Here is a 15,196-nt window from a genome sequence, read left to right on the forward strand (position 1 = left end):
ATCTGTCAAGCCGGGGGCCGTGGGAGTGGGCGGCACGAAGGTCCGCGGCCCTGCGGTAGTTGTGCGCGGGGTTGGGGGGGGGTGCGGGGGGGGGGGGGGGGGGCGGGGGGGGGGGGGGGGGGGGGGGCGGGGGGGGGGGGGGGGGGGGGGGGGGGGGGGGGCGCCCCCCCGCCGTCGCCCGCTTCCGTTTGGTGCCTACTGGCTGAAGGGGACCTTCTCCCAGCTCAGGACATCATCGCCGTCGCTGCTGTTGCCGACAACCGTGAACCTGACGTAGTTGGTGGCGTTGGCCGATCCGTCCACGGTGATGCGCTGCAGGTCATCCGCGGCGGGCTGGCCATAGACCTCCAGCCATGGTGAGCCTTCCGCCAGCGGCTGGTTCTCGGCAAAGACGTGGCTGTCGCCGTTGATGAGATAGACCGGGCGGTCAAAGCGGTTGGTCTCTTCAATGATGGCCGCAACGATCTCCCGGAACCCGGAGACCGTTTCCGGGTTGGCAGTGGCCGCGGCGAGCAGCGACGGGTCGAACATGTCGGCCTGCGTCATCAGCACCACGGCGCGGTCGTTGCGGCGCTCGGCGTCGGTGAACGTGTCACGTATCTGGCCCAGGACGGCATCCGTCCGGTGCTCAACTTCGGCCAGCTGCTCGGGCGTGGGTGTGGTTTCGCCCAGGCCGCTCCATGGAAGCAGCGAGTTGTTGCTGCCCTGGACGTTCACCACGGAGAAGGCCACACGGTTCTGGGTGAAGCGGACATTTTCCGGAAGCCCAAGCTTCTTCTGGGTCTTGACCGGCATGGTTGCGCCCAGGGTCTTGCCGGGCTCGTCGAAGAAGACCTCCCGCAGCTCGTCCAGCCGTTCCAGCGGGTTGTAGGCGCCGTTGTTGGTGCGGTGGCAGTCCACCCACTCGTTGTCGCCCGGGGTGAAGACCAGCGGGTGCTCGAAGGTATCGAACTGGGAGCGGATGTTGGCGAAGTACTCGTCTGAGCACACCGAGGAGCCGTTCTTGATGTCGCCCACATGGGTGACGAACTTCAGTGCGCTGTCGGCGTTGATGTCCTGGATGCGGGACGGGAATTTGGCGATTTCGGCGTCGCCGTAAGGGATGTCGCCGAGGACGCCAAAGCTGAACGCCTGGCTGTCAGAGATGTTATTGGCTGCGATGGCGGGCTGGGACGCAAGGAGGCCGAGCGCCAGGACGGCCCCCGCCGCCGTCGTCGTTTTCACGGACTTTGAAGACATGATGGTGTTCCTGTGTCTGCTGGGTGGGGGCGGCTTTAGAGCGTGCGGGCGGCGAGGAACTGTTCCAGCGCCTCAAGGTCGTCGGTGTTGATGTGGTCCACGCCGGCCTCGAAGAGTTCGTTCCAGACAGCTTCGCGTGCGGCGCCGGGCTGGTCAGGGGTGGCCCAGAAGCGAACCGGGTAGCCCTTGGCGTGTGCTTCGGCCACGTAGGCGTGCAGCTTGGTGCGTTCGGCCTCGGGCATGGGGCCCACGCCCTGCCAGGTGAAGAGCTTGGTCCAGTTGTCGCTGATCAGCGGCATCAGCCCGGCAGGCATGCCGGAGGTGAGGTCGGCGGAGCGTCCGTCATAGAAGCCGAACCGCTTTTCCTGCGCCTGCATGGTGGCCAAGGGGCGGTTTCCGCTGATGACGGCGGTGACGGGCCCGGTTTTGGCGGTGCCGTTGCTGTAGCGGCTCATGATGTCCCGGTGCTCGGCCAGTTCCTGCTCGATGGCGGCGTAGGTGGCCTCACCTTCACTCTTGATGTCGATCAGGAGCTGCAGGCTGCCGTCCCAGTGGGGGTATACGCTGTGGCCCTGGTTCCGGACCAGGTCGTCCAGGGGATCGAGGTAGAGGCTCTCGAGAGTTACTCCGGGCTTGGCGTCCTTGAGGTCGTGTGCCACCAGAAGTTCGCCGTCCACCAGCCACACGTCGGCTTCGACGCTGGTGAAGCCGTGCTCCAGGGCGTCGAACAGGGGTCGGTCGTGCTCATAGTCGTTGTGGGCATGGGCTGCGGCCAGCGGCTGTCCGAGGACCACGGACGACGGCGCGTTGGCGGGATTTGCGGCCGGCGGGGCGGCGATTCCGGTCAGGGAGGTAAGGGCTACGAGGGCTGTGACGGCGCTTTTCAGGAACACGGGGTTCTCCTTGGGACAGCAGGGTCGGTTCATTTCCCAGGCGATGGGGGCGCTGGGCGGCGGTGCGTGAAAAGACTTCCTGCTGCCGGAGAACGGGCATGGCGCCAACGGTTTCGGGACGGTGAACAGGAGGCGTCGGATTGGCAGACCCTCTGCAGAGGGTCACCGCTTAGGCGAATGGCTTCTGTTTGGGCGCCCGCACGGATCAGCAGGCATAAGCTAATTGAAAGAACGTCTCTTCCAGCGCCGGGAGGTCATCGTGGACACTGAAACCGCCGATGTTATCGGTCATGATGTCACCACCATCACCTGCGTGTGCGGCAACACCGTCAGCAAGGACGGGTTGATTCAGGCGAACTCAGAAGGCGTCCCGGTCTTCATCGGAGAGAGCCGCCCGGTCCCTGCGGAACTGGCGGAATGGCCGGCGGATGGGGAGCTCTACACGCTGTGTCCGTCATGCGGCCGCGTGTACCGTGACTCGGTCATCGAAGAGACGGGGACCGCGCCCGTTGCTTTCCGGGTCGACGTCAGCGCCGGCCCAATGGCCGAGGCCATCCGGGTCCACTGGAACCTCAGCACGTAGGCCAGAAACTGGCGGAGCGGCAGACCTTCCGAACCTTTCATTGGACGGGGAGGGGCCGCATGATAGGCGCATGACTGAAATCGCATCAGCCGACGAATCCGCTGTTGCCAAGGCTCAGCGCGAGCTCGAAGCGGCCGGCGTCCGCACCGTTATCGGCACGGTGGTGAATGCTTCGGGCATCACGCTTGCCAAGAGCGTTCCGTTAGCCCGGCTCAAAGCCTTCCACCAATCCGGGATGGGCGCTGCCCCCGTCTGGCATGTTTTCACCATCGACGGCGGGATAGCGTTCACGGACAGCATCACCCCCGTTGGCGATATGCGCCTCAAGATCGATATCGGGGGACTCCGTGTCCTGCAGGCTGGCCGGGCATGGGCGCCGGGCAGCCTTTTCGAACAGGACGGCGCCGCGTCTCCGGCCTGTGCCCGCAGTCTTCTGGCCGACGTCGCCGGCAGCCTCGACGAGGCCGGATACCAGGCATTCGTGGGCCACGAACTGGAATTCTTCCTCGTCGCCCCGGACGGTTCAGCGCTGGAAACCGCACCCTGGGTTCCGTACGGGGCAACCGGCCTTCTGGACCGATCGGAATTCCTCGATGATCTGCTGTCGGTGCTGAACCATGCCGGCATTCCGATGGAGCAGATCCATGCCGAGTACGGCAGGAACCAGTTCGAGTTTTCGCTTCCCCCTGCTTCGCCGGTTCAGGCAGCGGACACCGTGGTCGTTGCCAAGATCATTGTTGGCATCGTCGCCCGGGCCCACAGCATGCAGGCCTCGTTCTCCCCGTTGCCCTTTCCCGGCACCGTCGGAAACGGCGCCCACCAGCACTTTTCGCTCCACAAGAACGGCCTGCCGCTGTTCTCCGGCGGCAGCGGACCGCACGGCATCTGCCCCGAGGGAGGCGCGGCCATTGGCGGAATCATCGCAGGACTCCCCGATATCCAGGGCTTCCTCACGGGATCAATTTTGTCCGGAAGCCGGTTGACACCCGGCACGTGGTCGGGTGCCTACTTATGCTGGGGCCTGGAAAACCGGGAGGCCTCAGTGCGTTTTCTGAACGAGGGCAACAGCAATCCGCATGGAGCCAACGTCGAGGTGAAAATCGTCGACCCGTCGGCAAACGTGTATCTGGCGTCCGCATCCATCCTTGCGCTCGCCCTTGACGGCATCCGCGGCGGGCGCAGGCTTCCGGCAGAGATCCCGGGTGACCCCGGACGGCTTTCGGGAAGCGAGCGGGACCGGGCCAACGTCCGGCTGCTCTCAGGCTCCCCCACCGCCATCATCGACACGCTGGACAAGTCACGCCTGGCACGCGGGCTTCTCGGAGACGCCATCGTGGATGCCACGGTGGCCGTCCGGCGCTACGAACAGCGAATCTCGGCGGACCTCTCGCCGGACGAGCTTGCTGAACGCTTTCGACTCTCCTGGTCGATCTAATGGCGGGCGGTTCTTTCCCGGACTTCGTCGAACAAGTCAGGCTTATTGATCACCACGTGCATGGCGCGTTTCACGCTGACGGTGATGAGACACGCTTTCAGAACTCGCTCAACGAGGGAAACACCGAACCACTGGCCAAGCCCGAGGACACCTACAACACCCAAATCGGGCTCGCCATCCGGCGCTGGTGCAGCGGCATTCTTGATCTGCCACGGCACGCCTCACCGGCGGCCTACTGGAGCCGGCGCTCCGAACTTTCAGAACTCGAGGTGTGCCGCCGCATGACCCGCGCTGCTGGCGTGAGCGACTGGCTGATCGATACAGGCTTGGATGCCGCTGACTACCTCGGCAAGGCGGGCATGGCCGGCGTCTCCGGTGGGCGGACCCACGAGATCGTTCGGCTGGAACTTGTCGCCGAGTCGCTGATCCAGGAGATTGCCAATCCTGCAGATTACGTCGAAGAGTTCGGTCAGCGGCTTCAAGAGCTCACCCGCAGCGCCGTGGGATTCAAAACAGTTCTCGCCTACCGCGGAGGCTTCGACCAGAATCTCAGCCGACCGGCACCGGCTGCGGTTGTTGAAGCAGCCCGCCGCTGGCAGGAGAACCCGCGCGCCGGCACCAACCCGAAGCTCACCGATGTGACGCTCATTGCCCACGGGATCTACACGGCTGTGTCGATGAAGCTTCCGCTGCAATTCCATGTTGGATTCGGTGACCGCGACCTGGACCTCCACAAAACCAATCCCCTGTACCTCCTGGATTTTCTGCGGTCCCCCGAAGTCCGGGACACACCAATCATGCTGCTCCACTGCTATCCATTCGAGCGCGAAGCCGGCTATTTAGCCCACGCCTTTGAAAACGTCTACATCGATGTGGGCCTTGCCGTGAACTTCACCGGGTCACGGAGCCGGGATCTGGTGGCCCGCTCATTCGAACTGGCTCCCTTCACGAAAATCCTTTACTCCTCCGACGCGTTGGGCCCGGCCGAACTCCACTACCTCGGCGCGAGACTGTGGCGCAACGCAATCACCAAGGTAGTCGGCGGATGGATCGACGACGACGACTGTTCCGAGGCGGACGCCCGCAAGATCGTGCAACTCGTCGCACACAACAACGCCCGCCGCGTGTACGCGCTCCCCTGAGCGCCGGCGGCGTCCCCAGTCCCAGAAACTGCAGAGCGGACGACGGCGGGAGGTCCCGCCGTCGTCCGCTCAGAGCTGGTGCGGCAAGAGTCAGTTCTTGACGACGTCCAGCTCGATCACGGCCCAGGACAGCGCCGGCAGCGTGAGCCGGAGCTCGGAGCCGCTCGCCTTCGCGCCTTCCAGCGGCTTGAGCCCCACCTGGTCCTGACGGCTCTGGGTATTGGCCGTGAAACGGTCCCCGCCCTCCGGAATTTCCAGGACCTCGGCACGGACCACCCGGCGGGCGTCGAACCCGCGCAGGGCGACCTCGACGTCGGCCAGCTTCCTCAAGGCCCCACCACCACGGCGTCCGTCACGTTGTACTTGTCCTCGATGACGCGGGGGTGCTCGCGCCAGCCGGCCTTGGCGACGTTGTGCGGCTGGTCCTCGGTGTCCAGGCCGCGCTGGTACCAAACGTTCCACTCGTCGAAGGACAGGTTGATGTGCTTCTTGTGTTTGCCCTTGGCAGGTCGCTGCCACGGCTTAGGCGCTCCCGCACACACCACCAGTCCTCAAACGGACGACGGCGGGACACCCCGCCGTCGTCCGTTTGCGTTGGGTGCGGCTCCCCTACAGCGCCGACCAGCCGCCGTCGGAGGCGAGGATGGTGCCGTTGACGTTGGTGCCGCCGTCGCTGAGCAGGAACGTGATGGACGTGGCGAGCTGGGCCGCGGTGGCAGGCGTCGGGACGGTGGCCTGCATCAGCGGGCCAAGGCGTTCGGCCGCGAGCTGGGATCCCCAGTTGGCCACGATGTTGGTGATCGTGGGGCCGGGGGCGACGGCGTTGAAGTGCAGGCCCTTGGGCCCGTACACGGCGGTCGGAAACATAAGTCAGTTGCCGAGTGCAACTGAGCGTCCAACGGCTCAGGCGAGACTACCGGTGGTATTGCCGTGGAAAGCCCCTGCTGTGGGCGGCGGGCACGTCGCCCACAGCAGGGGTCTTCATGGCTGCCGCGGTCAGACGGCCGGCTGCTGCTGGGTGATGCAATGGATGCCGCCGCCCCGGGCGAAGATGGCGCGGGCATCGACCATCACCACTTCGCGGCCCGGATACGCCTGCTCCAGGATCCGGCGGGCTCCCGCGTCCGCGGGGTCGTCGAAACTGCAGGCGATGACGCCTCCGTTCACCACCAGATGGTTGATGTAGCTGTAGTCCACCCAGTCGAGCTCGTCGCGCAGCGTGTCCGGGGCCGGTACCTCCACGATGTCCCAGACACGGCCCTGCGCGTCCCGGGTCCCGGCGAGCATCGCGATGATATCGGCGGTGATCTGGAAGTCCGGGTGTGATGGGTTGCGCTGGGAGTGGACCAGCAGCACACCGGGCGACGGGATAGCGGCCACGATGTCCACGTGTCCGCGGGTTCCGAGTTCCTGCGAATCACGGGTCAGCCCACGTGGCAGCCAGATGACATGCGTGGCGCCGATGGTGCGGGCCAGCTCGGCTTCGACGTCAGCCTTGGTCAGGTGCGGGTTCCGGAACTTATCCAGCTGCACCGTCTCGGTGACCAGCACGGTGCCCAGACCGTCCACCTGGATCCCGCCGCCTTCATTGACCAGCGGGCTGTCCAGCAGCTCCGCACCGGCCTCCCTCACCACTTCCGCGCCGACCCCGGAATCCTTGCCCCAGCTGGCCCATTCCTGCTGCCCCCAGCCGTTGAAGACCCAGTCCACCCCGCCCAGCCGGCCGTCGTCGCCGGTCACGAATGTGGGCCCGATGTCCCGCATCCAGGCATCGTCGAGGGGCGCTTCCACCAGGTCAATGCCAGCCGAAAGATAAGTCCGCGCGGCAGTCATGTCCGGCGGGTCCACGACCATGGTGACAGGCTCGAAATCCGCCACAGCATGCGCCACCGCTGCCCACGCCGTGCGGGCCTCATGGGTTTCCTCCGCGGTGTGCCCTATCGAGGATCGCTCCGGCGGAAATGCCATCCAGACCCTTTCCTGGGGTGCCGTTTCGCTCGGCATCATCCAGGTCATGGCTGGGCCGCGGTCTGCTGTGCGGATACCGCCCCGTACGGACGGTCGAAATCGACGTCCCGGGTGAGCTCGGCATAGGTGTCGGGGCGGCGCGTGGTCAGGAACGGGAACAGGTCCAGCCAGTCCTTGCGCTGGTCCAGGTCAAGGTCGGCCACCAGGACGGCTTCCCGGTCCCGCGGCGCTTGGACCAGGACGCGGCCGTAGGGATCGGAAATGAACGAGGAACCGTAGAAGTTGATGTCGCCTTCGTCGCCCGTCCGGTTGGGGACCACCATGAACGTGCCGTTCGTGATGCCGTGGCCTGTGATCACGTGCTGCCACAGCGGCTGGTGGTCGAACTCCGGGAAGGTCGGCTCCGAGCCGATAGCCGTGGGGTAGACCAGGATTTCCGCGCCGGCCAGCGAATACAGCCGGGCGACCTCCGGGAACCATTCGTCCCAGCAGGTGGGGAGTCCGACAGCGGCCCCGTCCAGTTCCGCGGGGCGGTGCACGGGGTAGGCGTCGACGGCCGGCCCGGCACGGAAGTACGTGTCCTCGTAGTAGCCGGCGCTGACGGGAATGTGGGTCTTGCGCGTGCGTGCCAGCAGCTCGCCCTGGGGCGAGACGAGGATGGCGGTGTTGAAGCCCAGCCCGTCGTTTCCGTCTGAGCGCTCGTAGAGCGAGGCGTGGACGGTGACGCAGTGTTTCCGGGCCGCGTTGGCGGCGAACTCGAAGGTGGGGCCGCTGAGCAAGTCCTCGGCATTCCGGGCGGGGTTACTGCCGGCCCGGACGTTGGCAGGATATTTGGAGAGCGTAAGTTCCGGCAGGAACACGGCCCTGGCACCGGCGTCGGCGGCTTTGCCGATGGCCCCGTTCAGCACCGACCTGAGCTCGGCGGCGTTTTCGCGCCAGCGGTGCTGGACCAGGGCCACTCGGAGCGGCCGGCGGGTGCTTTCCTGGCTCCGGGCGAAGGAGGCGGGCGCTTCGGTGTTGGCGATGATGTCCATGGTGGTGCTTCCTAACGGGACCCTAGGGGTCCTTGCATAATCGCGGGATTCCGCTGGAATCGCGTCGTTTGATAAGTGGTTGAGAGTTGGGTCGGTAGTTCATTTGCCCAGACCCTGTCCGGAAGGTTCCTGCAGGGTGGACGGGCGTGCCGTGGTGAGTGCGCCGATGGCCGTCGTCAACAGGGAACGCGCGTGGTCTGTGGTGATGAAACCGTTGAGCCAGCGGCCGGAGATTCCTTCCACCAAACTGGTGAGGATCTCAGCAGTGACTGCGGCCTCGTCCTCGCTGGTGCCTTCGCTGGCGGCCACGATGGCCTGGGCGATCTCGCGGTTCCATTCCGCCGTTGTCCGGGAAAGCGGTTCCGCCAGCTCCTGTTCGAAGATGGAGCACGCCCGCAGCTCGTTCCAGGCCACCGAATTCCGGCGGACATCAGCGTCGTCCTTGATTTCGTCAAGGAGCAGGTGCCTGAAGTGCCGGGCGCGGACTTCCGCGTCAGGGGAGGCGGGGGCGGCGTCGTCCTTGCTGACCTGCTTGTTGATGTGTTCAAGCGTTGCGGCAAGCAGGCCGGCCCGGTCGGTGAAGTGGTAGTACAGGAGGCCCGGCGAAACACCGGCTTCTGCAGCCACATCGTTGACCCGCATTCCCCGGACGCCGTTCCTGGCGATGCAGGTGGTGGCGGCGGTGAGGATCTGGGCTAGTTTGTCAGTCATGGTTTGACAGTAATACGTGCTCACCTTCCTCCCGTGCGGACTCCCTCGTTGCGGCGGGTTCGGGCCAGAACCGCAAGGCCAGCAGATAGCCTGCCGCTCCGATGATCGTGGACCCGATGAAACTGAGATCGATTCCCCCGGCGAGCTGCGAGAACGGCCCGGTGTACAGGGACGTGTCCGTCGCGAGCAGGCCGAAGACTGAACCGATGGCCCAGGGAATTACCGCGCGCAGGTTCCAGCCGTTGCTGAACCAGTAGCGTCCGCGCGGTCCGCTGGCGCGAAAGAGCTGGAGGTCTGCGGCGTGGTATGTGCCGCGGCGGGCGACCAGGAAGCCAAGGACGTTGATGGCCACCCAGGGGCCGGCGAATCCGTTGAGCACCAGGGTCATGGCGGTGATGGAGTCCACCGCGTTGAACACGAAGACACCAAGGTAGAGGAGTCCGACGGCGATCACCGACGTGATGAGCGTGGTGTGGATGCGGCGCAGGCGGGGGAAGAGTGCTTCGAGGTCCAGGCCGCTGGCGTAGAGGTTGAGCACGCCCTGGCCTAGCCCGCCGGCCAACGCGATGATGAGGATTGGGAGCAGGTACCAGGCCGGGGATGATTTCACGAGATCGGCGACGTACGAGCCGCCAAGCTCCGGCAACGCCGAGGCCGTGAAGGCACCGAAAAGGGCAGTGACGAAGAGCCCGAGGAAGACGCCGAGGCATGCCGAGGTCACCACCGAACGGTCCGAGTGCCTGGTCCGCGAGATGCGCCGGCTGTAGTCGCCCAGTGTGGGTGCATAGGAGAGGGGGCCGCCGACGGAAATGACGGCCGAGAGGATCCACGTGGGCCAGAAGTCGCCCAGGAGGTAGTCGGCATGGACTGTTGTGGGGCTGAACGTCGGTGCGAAGGCGACGACGCCGATGAGGAGCAGAACGCCGACGACGGGTGCGACGAACTTCTGCATCGCCACCACGGTGCCGTGGCCGAAGAGCGCCACGAGAACAATTTCCACGGAGATCACGGCGTAGCCGATGGCGAGCGTGACGCCGTCGACGGGTATCCCGAGCAGCCGTTCGGCGGCGGCAACCAGCGCGTCGCCCGAAGTCCAGACCGCGATGGCGGCGTAGGCAAGAGCGAACACCAGGGTCAGGGCGGAACCTATCAAGCGCCCGCGGGTGCCGAAGTGTGCGGCGCTGGAAACGGTGTTGTTGGTGCCGGTCCGTGGCCCCAGGAGGGCCATCGGGGCGATCAGGGCTGTACCAACGAGGAGACCGGTGAGGCTGGCCGTGGCGGCGCCGACGAAGTCCAGGCCGAAGGTGATGGGAAGCCAGCCGAAAACGATGACCGAGAAGGCGAAGTTGCCGCCGAAGAACACGGTGAACAGGTTCCGGGGGCGGGAGGTGCGTTGTTCGTCGGGAATGAACTCAATGCCGGCCGATTCAATGCGGCCGAAGCGGTCCTTGTGCGCGGATGCGGCACCGACGGAATCCGCGTCTTTGCGGAAGCGCGTGCTGATCATGGCAAGCCTTTCGTGAGCTACATCACGTTGATGTATTGCATCAACCATAAGGCCTGACTGAATTTTCAGTCAATAGCTAACCTTCAGCACGCATCTCCGCCACCATGCAGCACAGGACGGGTTGGAGCCGCCGGCGGCCGGCTGAACTGTGGTGGGGCCTTGCGGTGGTGAGTGGACGACGGCGGGACCTCCCGCCGTCGTCCGTTTCCGTTTTGTCAGGCGTCGCTTAGGGCGAGGTTGCTGGAGAGTTCGCGGTGCGCGTCGGCCTGCTCTTGGAGAGCCTTGGCCCGGGTCTCGAAGGTGCCAACGGCATCGGCGCCGGCGGCGAACCGCAGCGGCGGCTCGTCCAGCTCGGCCAGCTGGATCAGCGCGTCGGCGAGTTTGGCCGGGTCCCCGCCCTGCAGTCCGTTCATGCCCTTCCACGCGGTGACCGTCTGCGCGGTGCGTTCGGCGTAGTCCCCGATGGTGGATTCGGCGTAGCTGGTGGATTCCGGGGTGAGCAGTTCGGTGCGGAAGAACCCCGGCTCCACGATCATGGAGCGGATGCCGAACGGTGCGACCTCGGGGGCCAGGGATTCCGCCCATCCTTCCACGCCGAATTTCGACGCAGCGTAGGCGGACAGGAACTCCCCGCCTGCCAGGCCGGCGGTGGAGGAGATGGTGACCACCAGGCCGGAGCGCTGGGCCCGCAGGACCGGCAGGGCCGCGCGGGTGACGTTCATTGGACCGAACATGGTGGTTTCGATCTGTGCCCGGAAGTCCGCCGGGGTGATTTCCTCGAAGAACCCGGCGTAGAAGTTGCCGGCGTTGTTCACCAGGACGTCAATCCGGCCGAACCGGTCCACGGCGGCCTGGATGGCGGCGGCCGCGTCGGCGGGATCGGTGACGTCGAGCTTGACCGCGAGGAGGTCCTCGTTGTCGCCGACGGCCTGTGTGACCTTTTCGGGTTTGCGGCCGGTGGCGACCACGGCGTGGCCGGCGGCGAGGGCTGCCTTCGCGATGTCGGTGCCCATGCCGCGGCCGGCGCCGGTGATGAACCAGACCTTTTTGCCGGTGGTGTTGGCCTGCTGAATGGTGGTGTTTTGTTCAGTCATGGGAGGGTTCTGTCTTTCCTGTGGTGCGCCCCGGCTGCGCGTGGGAGCGCGCGGGGGCGGTGGATCCGTCGGCAGGATCACCGGCGGTGGCTGTTTGGGTGGTTTCTTCGGGTGGCGATGCCGCCCAGCTAGCGAGGAATGCCAGCGCGTTTGCGGACGCGGAGCCGGGCTCGGCCGTGAAGGTGAACACGACCTGTCCTTCGTCGCCGGGGAGGGCCAGCGTCTCGTATTGCAGGGACAGGTCGCCGGCCACCGGGTGGTGGAAGCGCTTGGTTCCCGTGGTGTGGATCCGAACATCGTGCCCGGCCCACAGCGCGGCGAACAGGCCGCTGCCTGTGGTGAGCTCGCCGACCAGCTCGTTCAGGGCGCGGTCGTGGGGATTCCGGCCAGATTCCAGGCGCAGCATCGCGACCATGATGGCCGCGATCGCGTTCCAGTCGGGGTAAAAATCGGCGGCGCGCGGATCGAGGAAGATGTAGCGGGCCTGGTTCGGCAGCCGGCCCGGAGTGTCCCGACCAAACGACACAGGTGAGTTAAATACCTCGGAGTACAGGGCCCGTCCCAGCATGTTGGCCGCGAGCACGTCGCCGCGGCCGTTCTGCACCATGCCGGCCACTCCGGTCATCCCGTCCAGCAGACGAAGCACTCCGGGACGGACCCGCTGCTGCGCCGGACGGCGGGGCGTCCGGCCCGACGGCGCGTTGGCCGTCCGCGCCAGGTCCATCAGGTGTGCCCGCTCGGCCTCGTCCAGCTGAAGGGCGGAGGCCACAGCCTCGAGCACCGAGTCGGAGACGCCGCGGAGGCTACCGCGTTCCAGCCGCGTGTAGTAGTCCGTGCTCACACCGGCGAGCTGCGCCACTTCCTCACGGCGCAAGCCCGGCACACGCCGCAGTTCCCCATAGCTGGGGATCCCCGCCTGCTCCGGGCTGACCTTCGCACGACGCGAGATCAGGAACTCACGGATCTCTTCATTTCTGTCCACAAGTTCCACGGTAGGCAGCACGAGGACGCGGTGGCAGTGTCCATCAGACACCCCCAGCGTTCAGGAACATTTGGAGCCGGTGTCCGCGCGGGTGGACGACGGGGCCGCATCTCGCCGTCGTCCGCTTGCCTTTGGTGCCGCCCCCTACAGTGCCGACCAGCCGCCGCCGAACGCGAGGATGGCGGGATTGACGTTGGTGCCGTCGTCGCTGAGCAGGAACGTGATGGACGCTGCGAGCTGCGCCGCCGTGGCGGGTGTGGGGACGGTGGCCTGCATCAGCGGACCGAGGCGTTCGGCCGTCAGCTGGGAACCCCAGTTCGCCACGATGTTGGTGATGGTGGGGCCGCGGCCACGGCGTTGAAGCGCAGGCCCTTGGGCCCGTACATCACAGCCGAGTTCGTGGTCAAGCCGACGACGGCGTGCTTGGACGCGGTGTAGGCGGCGCCGGCGGCGGAACCGCGGCCTGGGTGGAGCCATGCTCAAAACGGCGGAACACATGATCAGGCTGATTGGCGGCCGATTTCCTGGCAAATCGTAAGCCCCGCCCGGAAACGCGACCGTCCTGGCCCTCGGCGATGGTCTTTCCGGCTGTCCGCATGGCCGCGGCATCCGTGGCCATGCGGATGCCGGCGAAGTTTTCTGCGTAACTCCCCAAGTCTTCAGTTACCGAACCAACAACGGCGATGACCGATATCTTCCGGCCTGAACGCTGAACCGATTAAGGGTTGCGGAGATGATTTTTCCTTCGCCGGTTTGGGAATCCCGGCGCCCTTCCCCGACCACCACGGCGTCTGCGGATGCGAGGAAGCGGTCGAAGCCGCCGGCATCGAGGACAGCGTCCGCTCCGGATACAAGATCGGCCGCCAAAGACGGCCCAAAGCCCCACTCGTGCGGTAGGTTCAACGCCATATTTGTCACCCGATTTGGTGCTCTGAGATACGCTAGCCGCATCCCTACCGGTGAAGGACTGTAAGTATGGAGCTCCTCCAATTTGAGCGGCCGCCAGTGCGTAAAGCTCGGCTGGCCGTCTACTTTGATCTAGAGGCCGAAGTTCAAGTAAGCCACCTTGCTGGGTACATACAGAATCTGAAGTCAACCTACTCGGATGTTGCGGAACGTGCACCTCTAGAACCGTGGCGCGGACTATCGGTTGACCAGGTTAACTTCGTCACTCCCGGTTCTTCGTGGCCATTTCCCCTTTTAGTACTAAGCGATGACAAGGGTTCCTCTATCGCACTTCAGACCGATCGCATGGTCGTGACATGGAGTTTTGAGTCTTCTAAGTCACCTTATCCGGGCTATGAGGAACTCAAGAAGAACCTGCACCAACTCCTCGAGGAGTATCGTCACGCCATAAAGAACGCTGTCAATGAGGACATCTCCATACGGCGTTTCGAGTGCTTCTACGAGAACGCCATCACAGAGGTGTCCGGTCCCGATTTGGCGGCCGGAATACTAAGCAACTGGACTGCGGCACCAACAACCTTGGGTGAATCGTCATACTTGGGGGCTCGGTTCGAGTACCGTCACAAGGAGCGCGAAGATAACCTATCGACGCTTGCCGGCGTGGATTCATCGGAGGATGAAGACTCCACCGAACTGTGGATCAAGGTAACGCGGGATCGTTTAGAAACGGAATCCAACTCCATAGATGGGATGGACACGGCTCACGAAGAGCTGATCCGAGCGTTCAAACAATACACTAATGAACAACTACGAAAAGGCTGGGGCGAATTCAAATGACGATGTTTGACTCTCGTTGGGCAGATGCAAAGCCTCATCCAAAACGACTCTTGGCGTTTAAGACTCGCCCTGAGGTCCTAGACGATTTCGCTCGCAACTCTGTGTCCTTGAGTGAATCCAGCCTGCTACTGCGCGACGCGCGACTTCAACTCGAAAAAATTCGCGAAACGGACGCGCTGGGAGAGATGCACGAAGAGCTAGCACATTGGACAGTTGACTTGCTTCGAAGAATTGCCTCGAACTCCACCGTCTATCCGTCAATCGCTCCCGATTTTGCGGGAGGTCTTGCCTTGCATTGGGTGGCAAATCATCTTTCCTTGGAAATAGAAGTTGATTCAGATAAGTGCTATTCGTTCGTCGCTTATAACCACGATGAAATTGTCGCCTCAGGCGAGGGCAAGGGCCTGCCACCAACGGAGCAGATCAGGGACCACCTGACGCGTCTCACACGGTACGTGGAGGTCCGTAACCCCAGTTGGAGAGAGCACTTCGCTTGACAGAATACGCGTCGGGCGTCGAGGACGATCCTTCCGTTCAGGATGAGGAAACCTTGTATCGGAAGGTTCTGGTGCGGCCGGCGTTCATCACCAAAGACCCAGTGACAGGTCGAGTACTTCCGCATATTGCCTCGCTTCGTTATGAGAAGGATGGGCTTTCCGTTCTGCTCCACACCGAACTGGAGTTACGCATCCCTCCGCAGCAAATTTGTGACAGCGAACGGACGGCATTCGGTTTCACCGCCCAGGTTGTTCGTTCTGCTGACGGCCGCGTGAAGCGAGATCCACAAACGGACGAACCCCACGGATATGCCCACGCTCTGGCTGGCACGGAGGCGCCACCCCCAGATAAGCAACGCTGGAGCGTC

The 15,196-nt window shown here is 64.6% G+C and carries 15 protein-coding genes and 2 pseudogenes; 5 read left to right on the forward strand and 12 right to left on the reverse strand.

What is annotated here, in order from left to right; all coding sequences use genetic code 11:
• Positions 1-195 precede the first annotated feature (195 nt).
• Both ACVWY0_RS04155 and ACVWY0_RS04160 read right to left on the reverse strand, forming a co-directional pair.
• Complete coding sequence (locus ACVWY0_RS04155) at positions 196-1,239, reverse strand: hypothetical protein (protein WP_485835551.1); 1,044 nt, start codon at positions 1,237-1,239, stop codon at positions 196-198.
• Between the two features lie 35 nt (positions 1,240-1,274).
• A complete protein-coding gene (locus ACVWY0_RS04160) occupies positions 1,275-2,132 on the reverse strand; it encodes a phosphatidylinositol-specific phospholipase C/glycerophosphodiester phosphodiesterase family protein (RefSeq protein ID WP_485835552.1) in 858 nt (285 codons plus the stop codon).
• Between the two features lie 223 nt (positions 2,133-2,355).
• Here ACVWY0_RS04160 and ACVWY0_RS04165 point away from each other — a divergent pair, with 223 nt between their 5' ends.
• The 3 genes from ACVWY0_RS04165 (at position 2,356) to ACVWY0_RS04175 (ending at position 5,292) form a co-directional block, all read left to right on the forward strand.
• A complete protein-coding gene (locus ACVWY0_RS04165) occupies positions 2,356-2,715 on the forward strand; it encodes a hypothetical protein (protein ID WP_485835553.1) in 360 nt (119 codons plus the stop codon).
• 70 nt (positions 2,716-2,785) lie between these two features.
• Positions 2,786-4,150 (forward strand): type I glutamate--ammonia ligase, encoded by a 1,365-nt coding sequence (locus ACVWY0_RS04170; protein ID WP_485835554.1) that lies wholly within the window; start codon positions 2,786-2,788, stop codon positions 4,148-4,150.
• On the forward strand, positions 4,150-5,292 hold the full coding sequence (locus ACVWY0_RS04175) for an amidohydrolase family protein (RefSeq protein WP_485835555.1): 1,143 nt from the start codon (positions 4,150-4,152) through the stop codon (positions 5,290-5,292). The genes ACVWY0_RS04170 and ACVWY0_RS04175 overlap by 1 nt, the downstream gene beginning before the upstream one ends.
• Before the next feature lie 90 nt (positions 5,293-5,382).
• On the opposite strand, the pseudogene ACVWY0_RS04180 reads toward ACVWY0_RS04175, so the two are convergent.
• The 10 genes and pseudogenes from ACVWY0_RS04180 to ACVWY0_RS04225 all read right to left on the reverse strand — a co-directional run.
• Positions 5,383-5,798 (reverse strand): annotated as a pseudogene (locus ACVWY0_RS04180) (alpha-L-arabinofuranosidase); the annotation flags it as partial.
• 103 nt (positions 5,799-5,901) lie between these two features.
• Positions 5,902-6,159: an SDR family oxidoreductase gene (locus ACVWY0_RS04185; protein WP_485835556.1), complete on the reverse strand. Its 258-nt coding sequence runs from the start codon at positions 6,157-6,159 to the stop codon at positions 5,902-5,904.
• 129 nt (positions 6,160-6,288) lie between these two features.
• The gene (locus ACVWY0_RS04190; RefSeq protein ID WP_485835557.1) at positions 6,289-7,308 is read right to left on the reverse strand and encodes an agmatine deiminase family protein; all 1,020 of its coding nucleotides are present in this window, start codon (positions 7,306-7,308) and stop codon (positions 6,289-6,291) included.
• Positions 7,305-8,294: a nitrilase-related carbon-nitrogen hydrolase gene (locus ACVWY0_RS04195; RefSeq protein ID WP_485835558.1), complete on the reverse strand. Its 990-nt coding sequence runs from the start codon at positions 8,292-8,294 to the stop codon at positions 7,305-7,307. Before ACVWY0_RS04195 ends, ACVWY0_RS04190 begins: the two co-directional genes overlap by 4 nt.
• A gap of 99 nt (positions 8,295-8,393) precedes the next feature.
• Positions 8,394-9,005 carry a TetR/AcrR family transcriptional regulator gene (locus tag ACVWY0_RS04200; protein ID WP_485835559.1) on the reverse strand — a complete coding sequence of 204 codons (612 nt, stop codon included), beginning with the start codon at positions 9,003-9,005 and terminating at the stop codon, positions 8,394-8,396.
• Positions 8,998-10,512: a purine-cytosine permease family protein gene (locus tag ACVWY0_RS04205; protein WP_485835560.1), complete on the reverse strand. Its 1,515-nt coding sequence runs from the start codon at positions 10,510-10,512 to the stop codon at positions 8,998-9,000. The genes ACVWY0_RS04200 and ACVWY0_RS04205 overlap by 8 nt, the downstream gene beginning before the upstream one ends.
• Before the next feature lie 215 nt (positions 10,513-10,727).
• Positions 10,728-11,606, reverse strand: a complete 879-nt coding sequence (locus tag ACVWY0_RS04210; protein ID WP_485835561.1) for an SDR family oxidoreductase — start codon at positions 11,604-11,606, stop codon at positions 10,728-10,730.
• A complete protein-coding gene (locus ACVWY0_RS04215; protein ID WP_485835562.1) occupies positions 11,599-12,588 on the reverse strand; it encodes a helix-turn-helix transcriptional regulator in 990 nt (329 codons plus the stop codon). The genes ACVWY0_RS04210 and ACVWY0_RS04215 overlap by 8 nt, the downstream gene beginning before the upstream one ends.
• Before the next feature lie 144 nt (positions 12,589-12,732).
• A pseudogene (locus ACVWY0_RS04220) lies at positions 12,733-13,049 on the reverse strand (SDR family oxidoreductase); the annotation flags it as partial.
• A 202-nt stretch (positions 13,050-13,251) separates the two neighbouring features.
• Positions 13,252-13,539, reverse strand: a complete 288-nt coding sequence (locus ACVWY0_RS04225; RefSeq protein ID WP_485835723.1) for a glycerate kinase — start codon at positions 13,537-13,539, stop codon at positions 13,252-13,254.
• 24 nt (positions 13,540-13,563) lie between these two features.
• On the opposite strand from ACVWY0_RS04225, the gene ACVWY0_RS04230 reads away from it, so the two are divergent.
• Together ACVWY0_RS04230 and ACVWY0_RS04235 are read left to right on the forward strand one after the other, a co-directional pair.
• Positions 13,564-14,331, forward strand: a complete 768-nt coding sequence (locus tag ACVWY0_RS04230) for a TIGR04255 family protein (protein WP_485835563.1) — start codon at positions 13,564-13,566, stop codon at positions 14,329-14,331.
• A 107-nt stretch (positions 14,332-14,438) separates the two neighbouring features.
• Entirely contained in the window at positions 14,439-14,828 is a 390-nt protein-coding gene (locus ACVWY0_RS04235) for a hypothetical protein (RefSeq protein WP_485835564.1), read from the forward strand.
• Positions 14,829-15,196 lie beyond the last annotated feature (368 nt).

Source organism: Arthrobacter sp. UYNi723 (genome assembly GCF_054057635.1).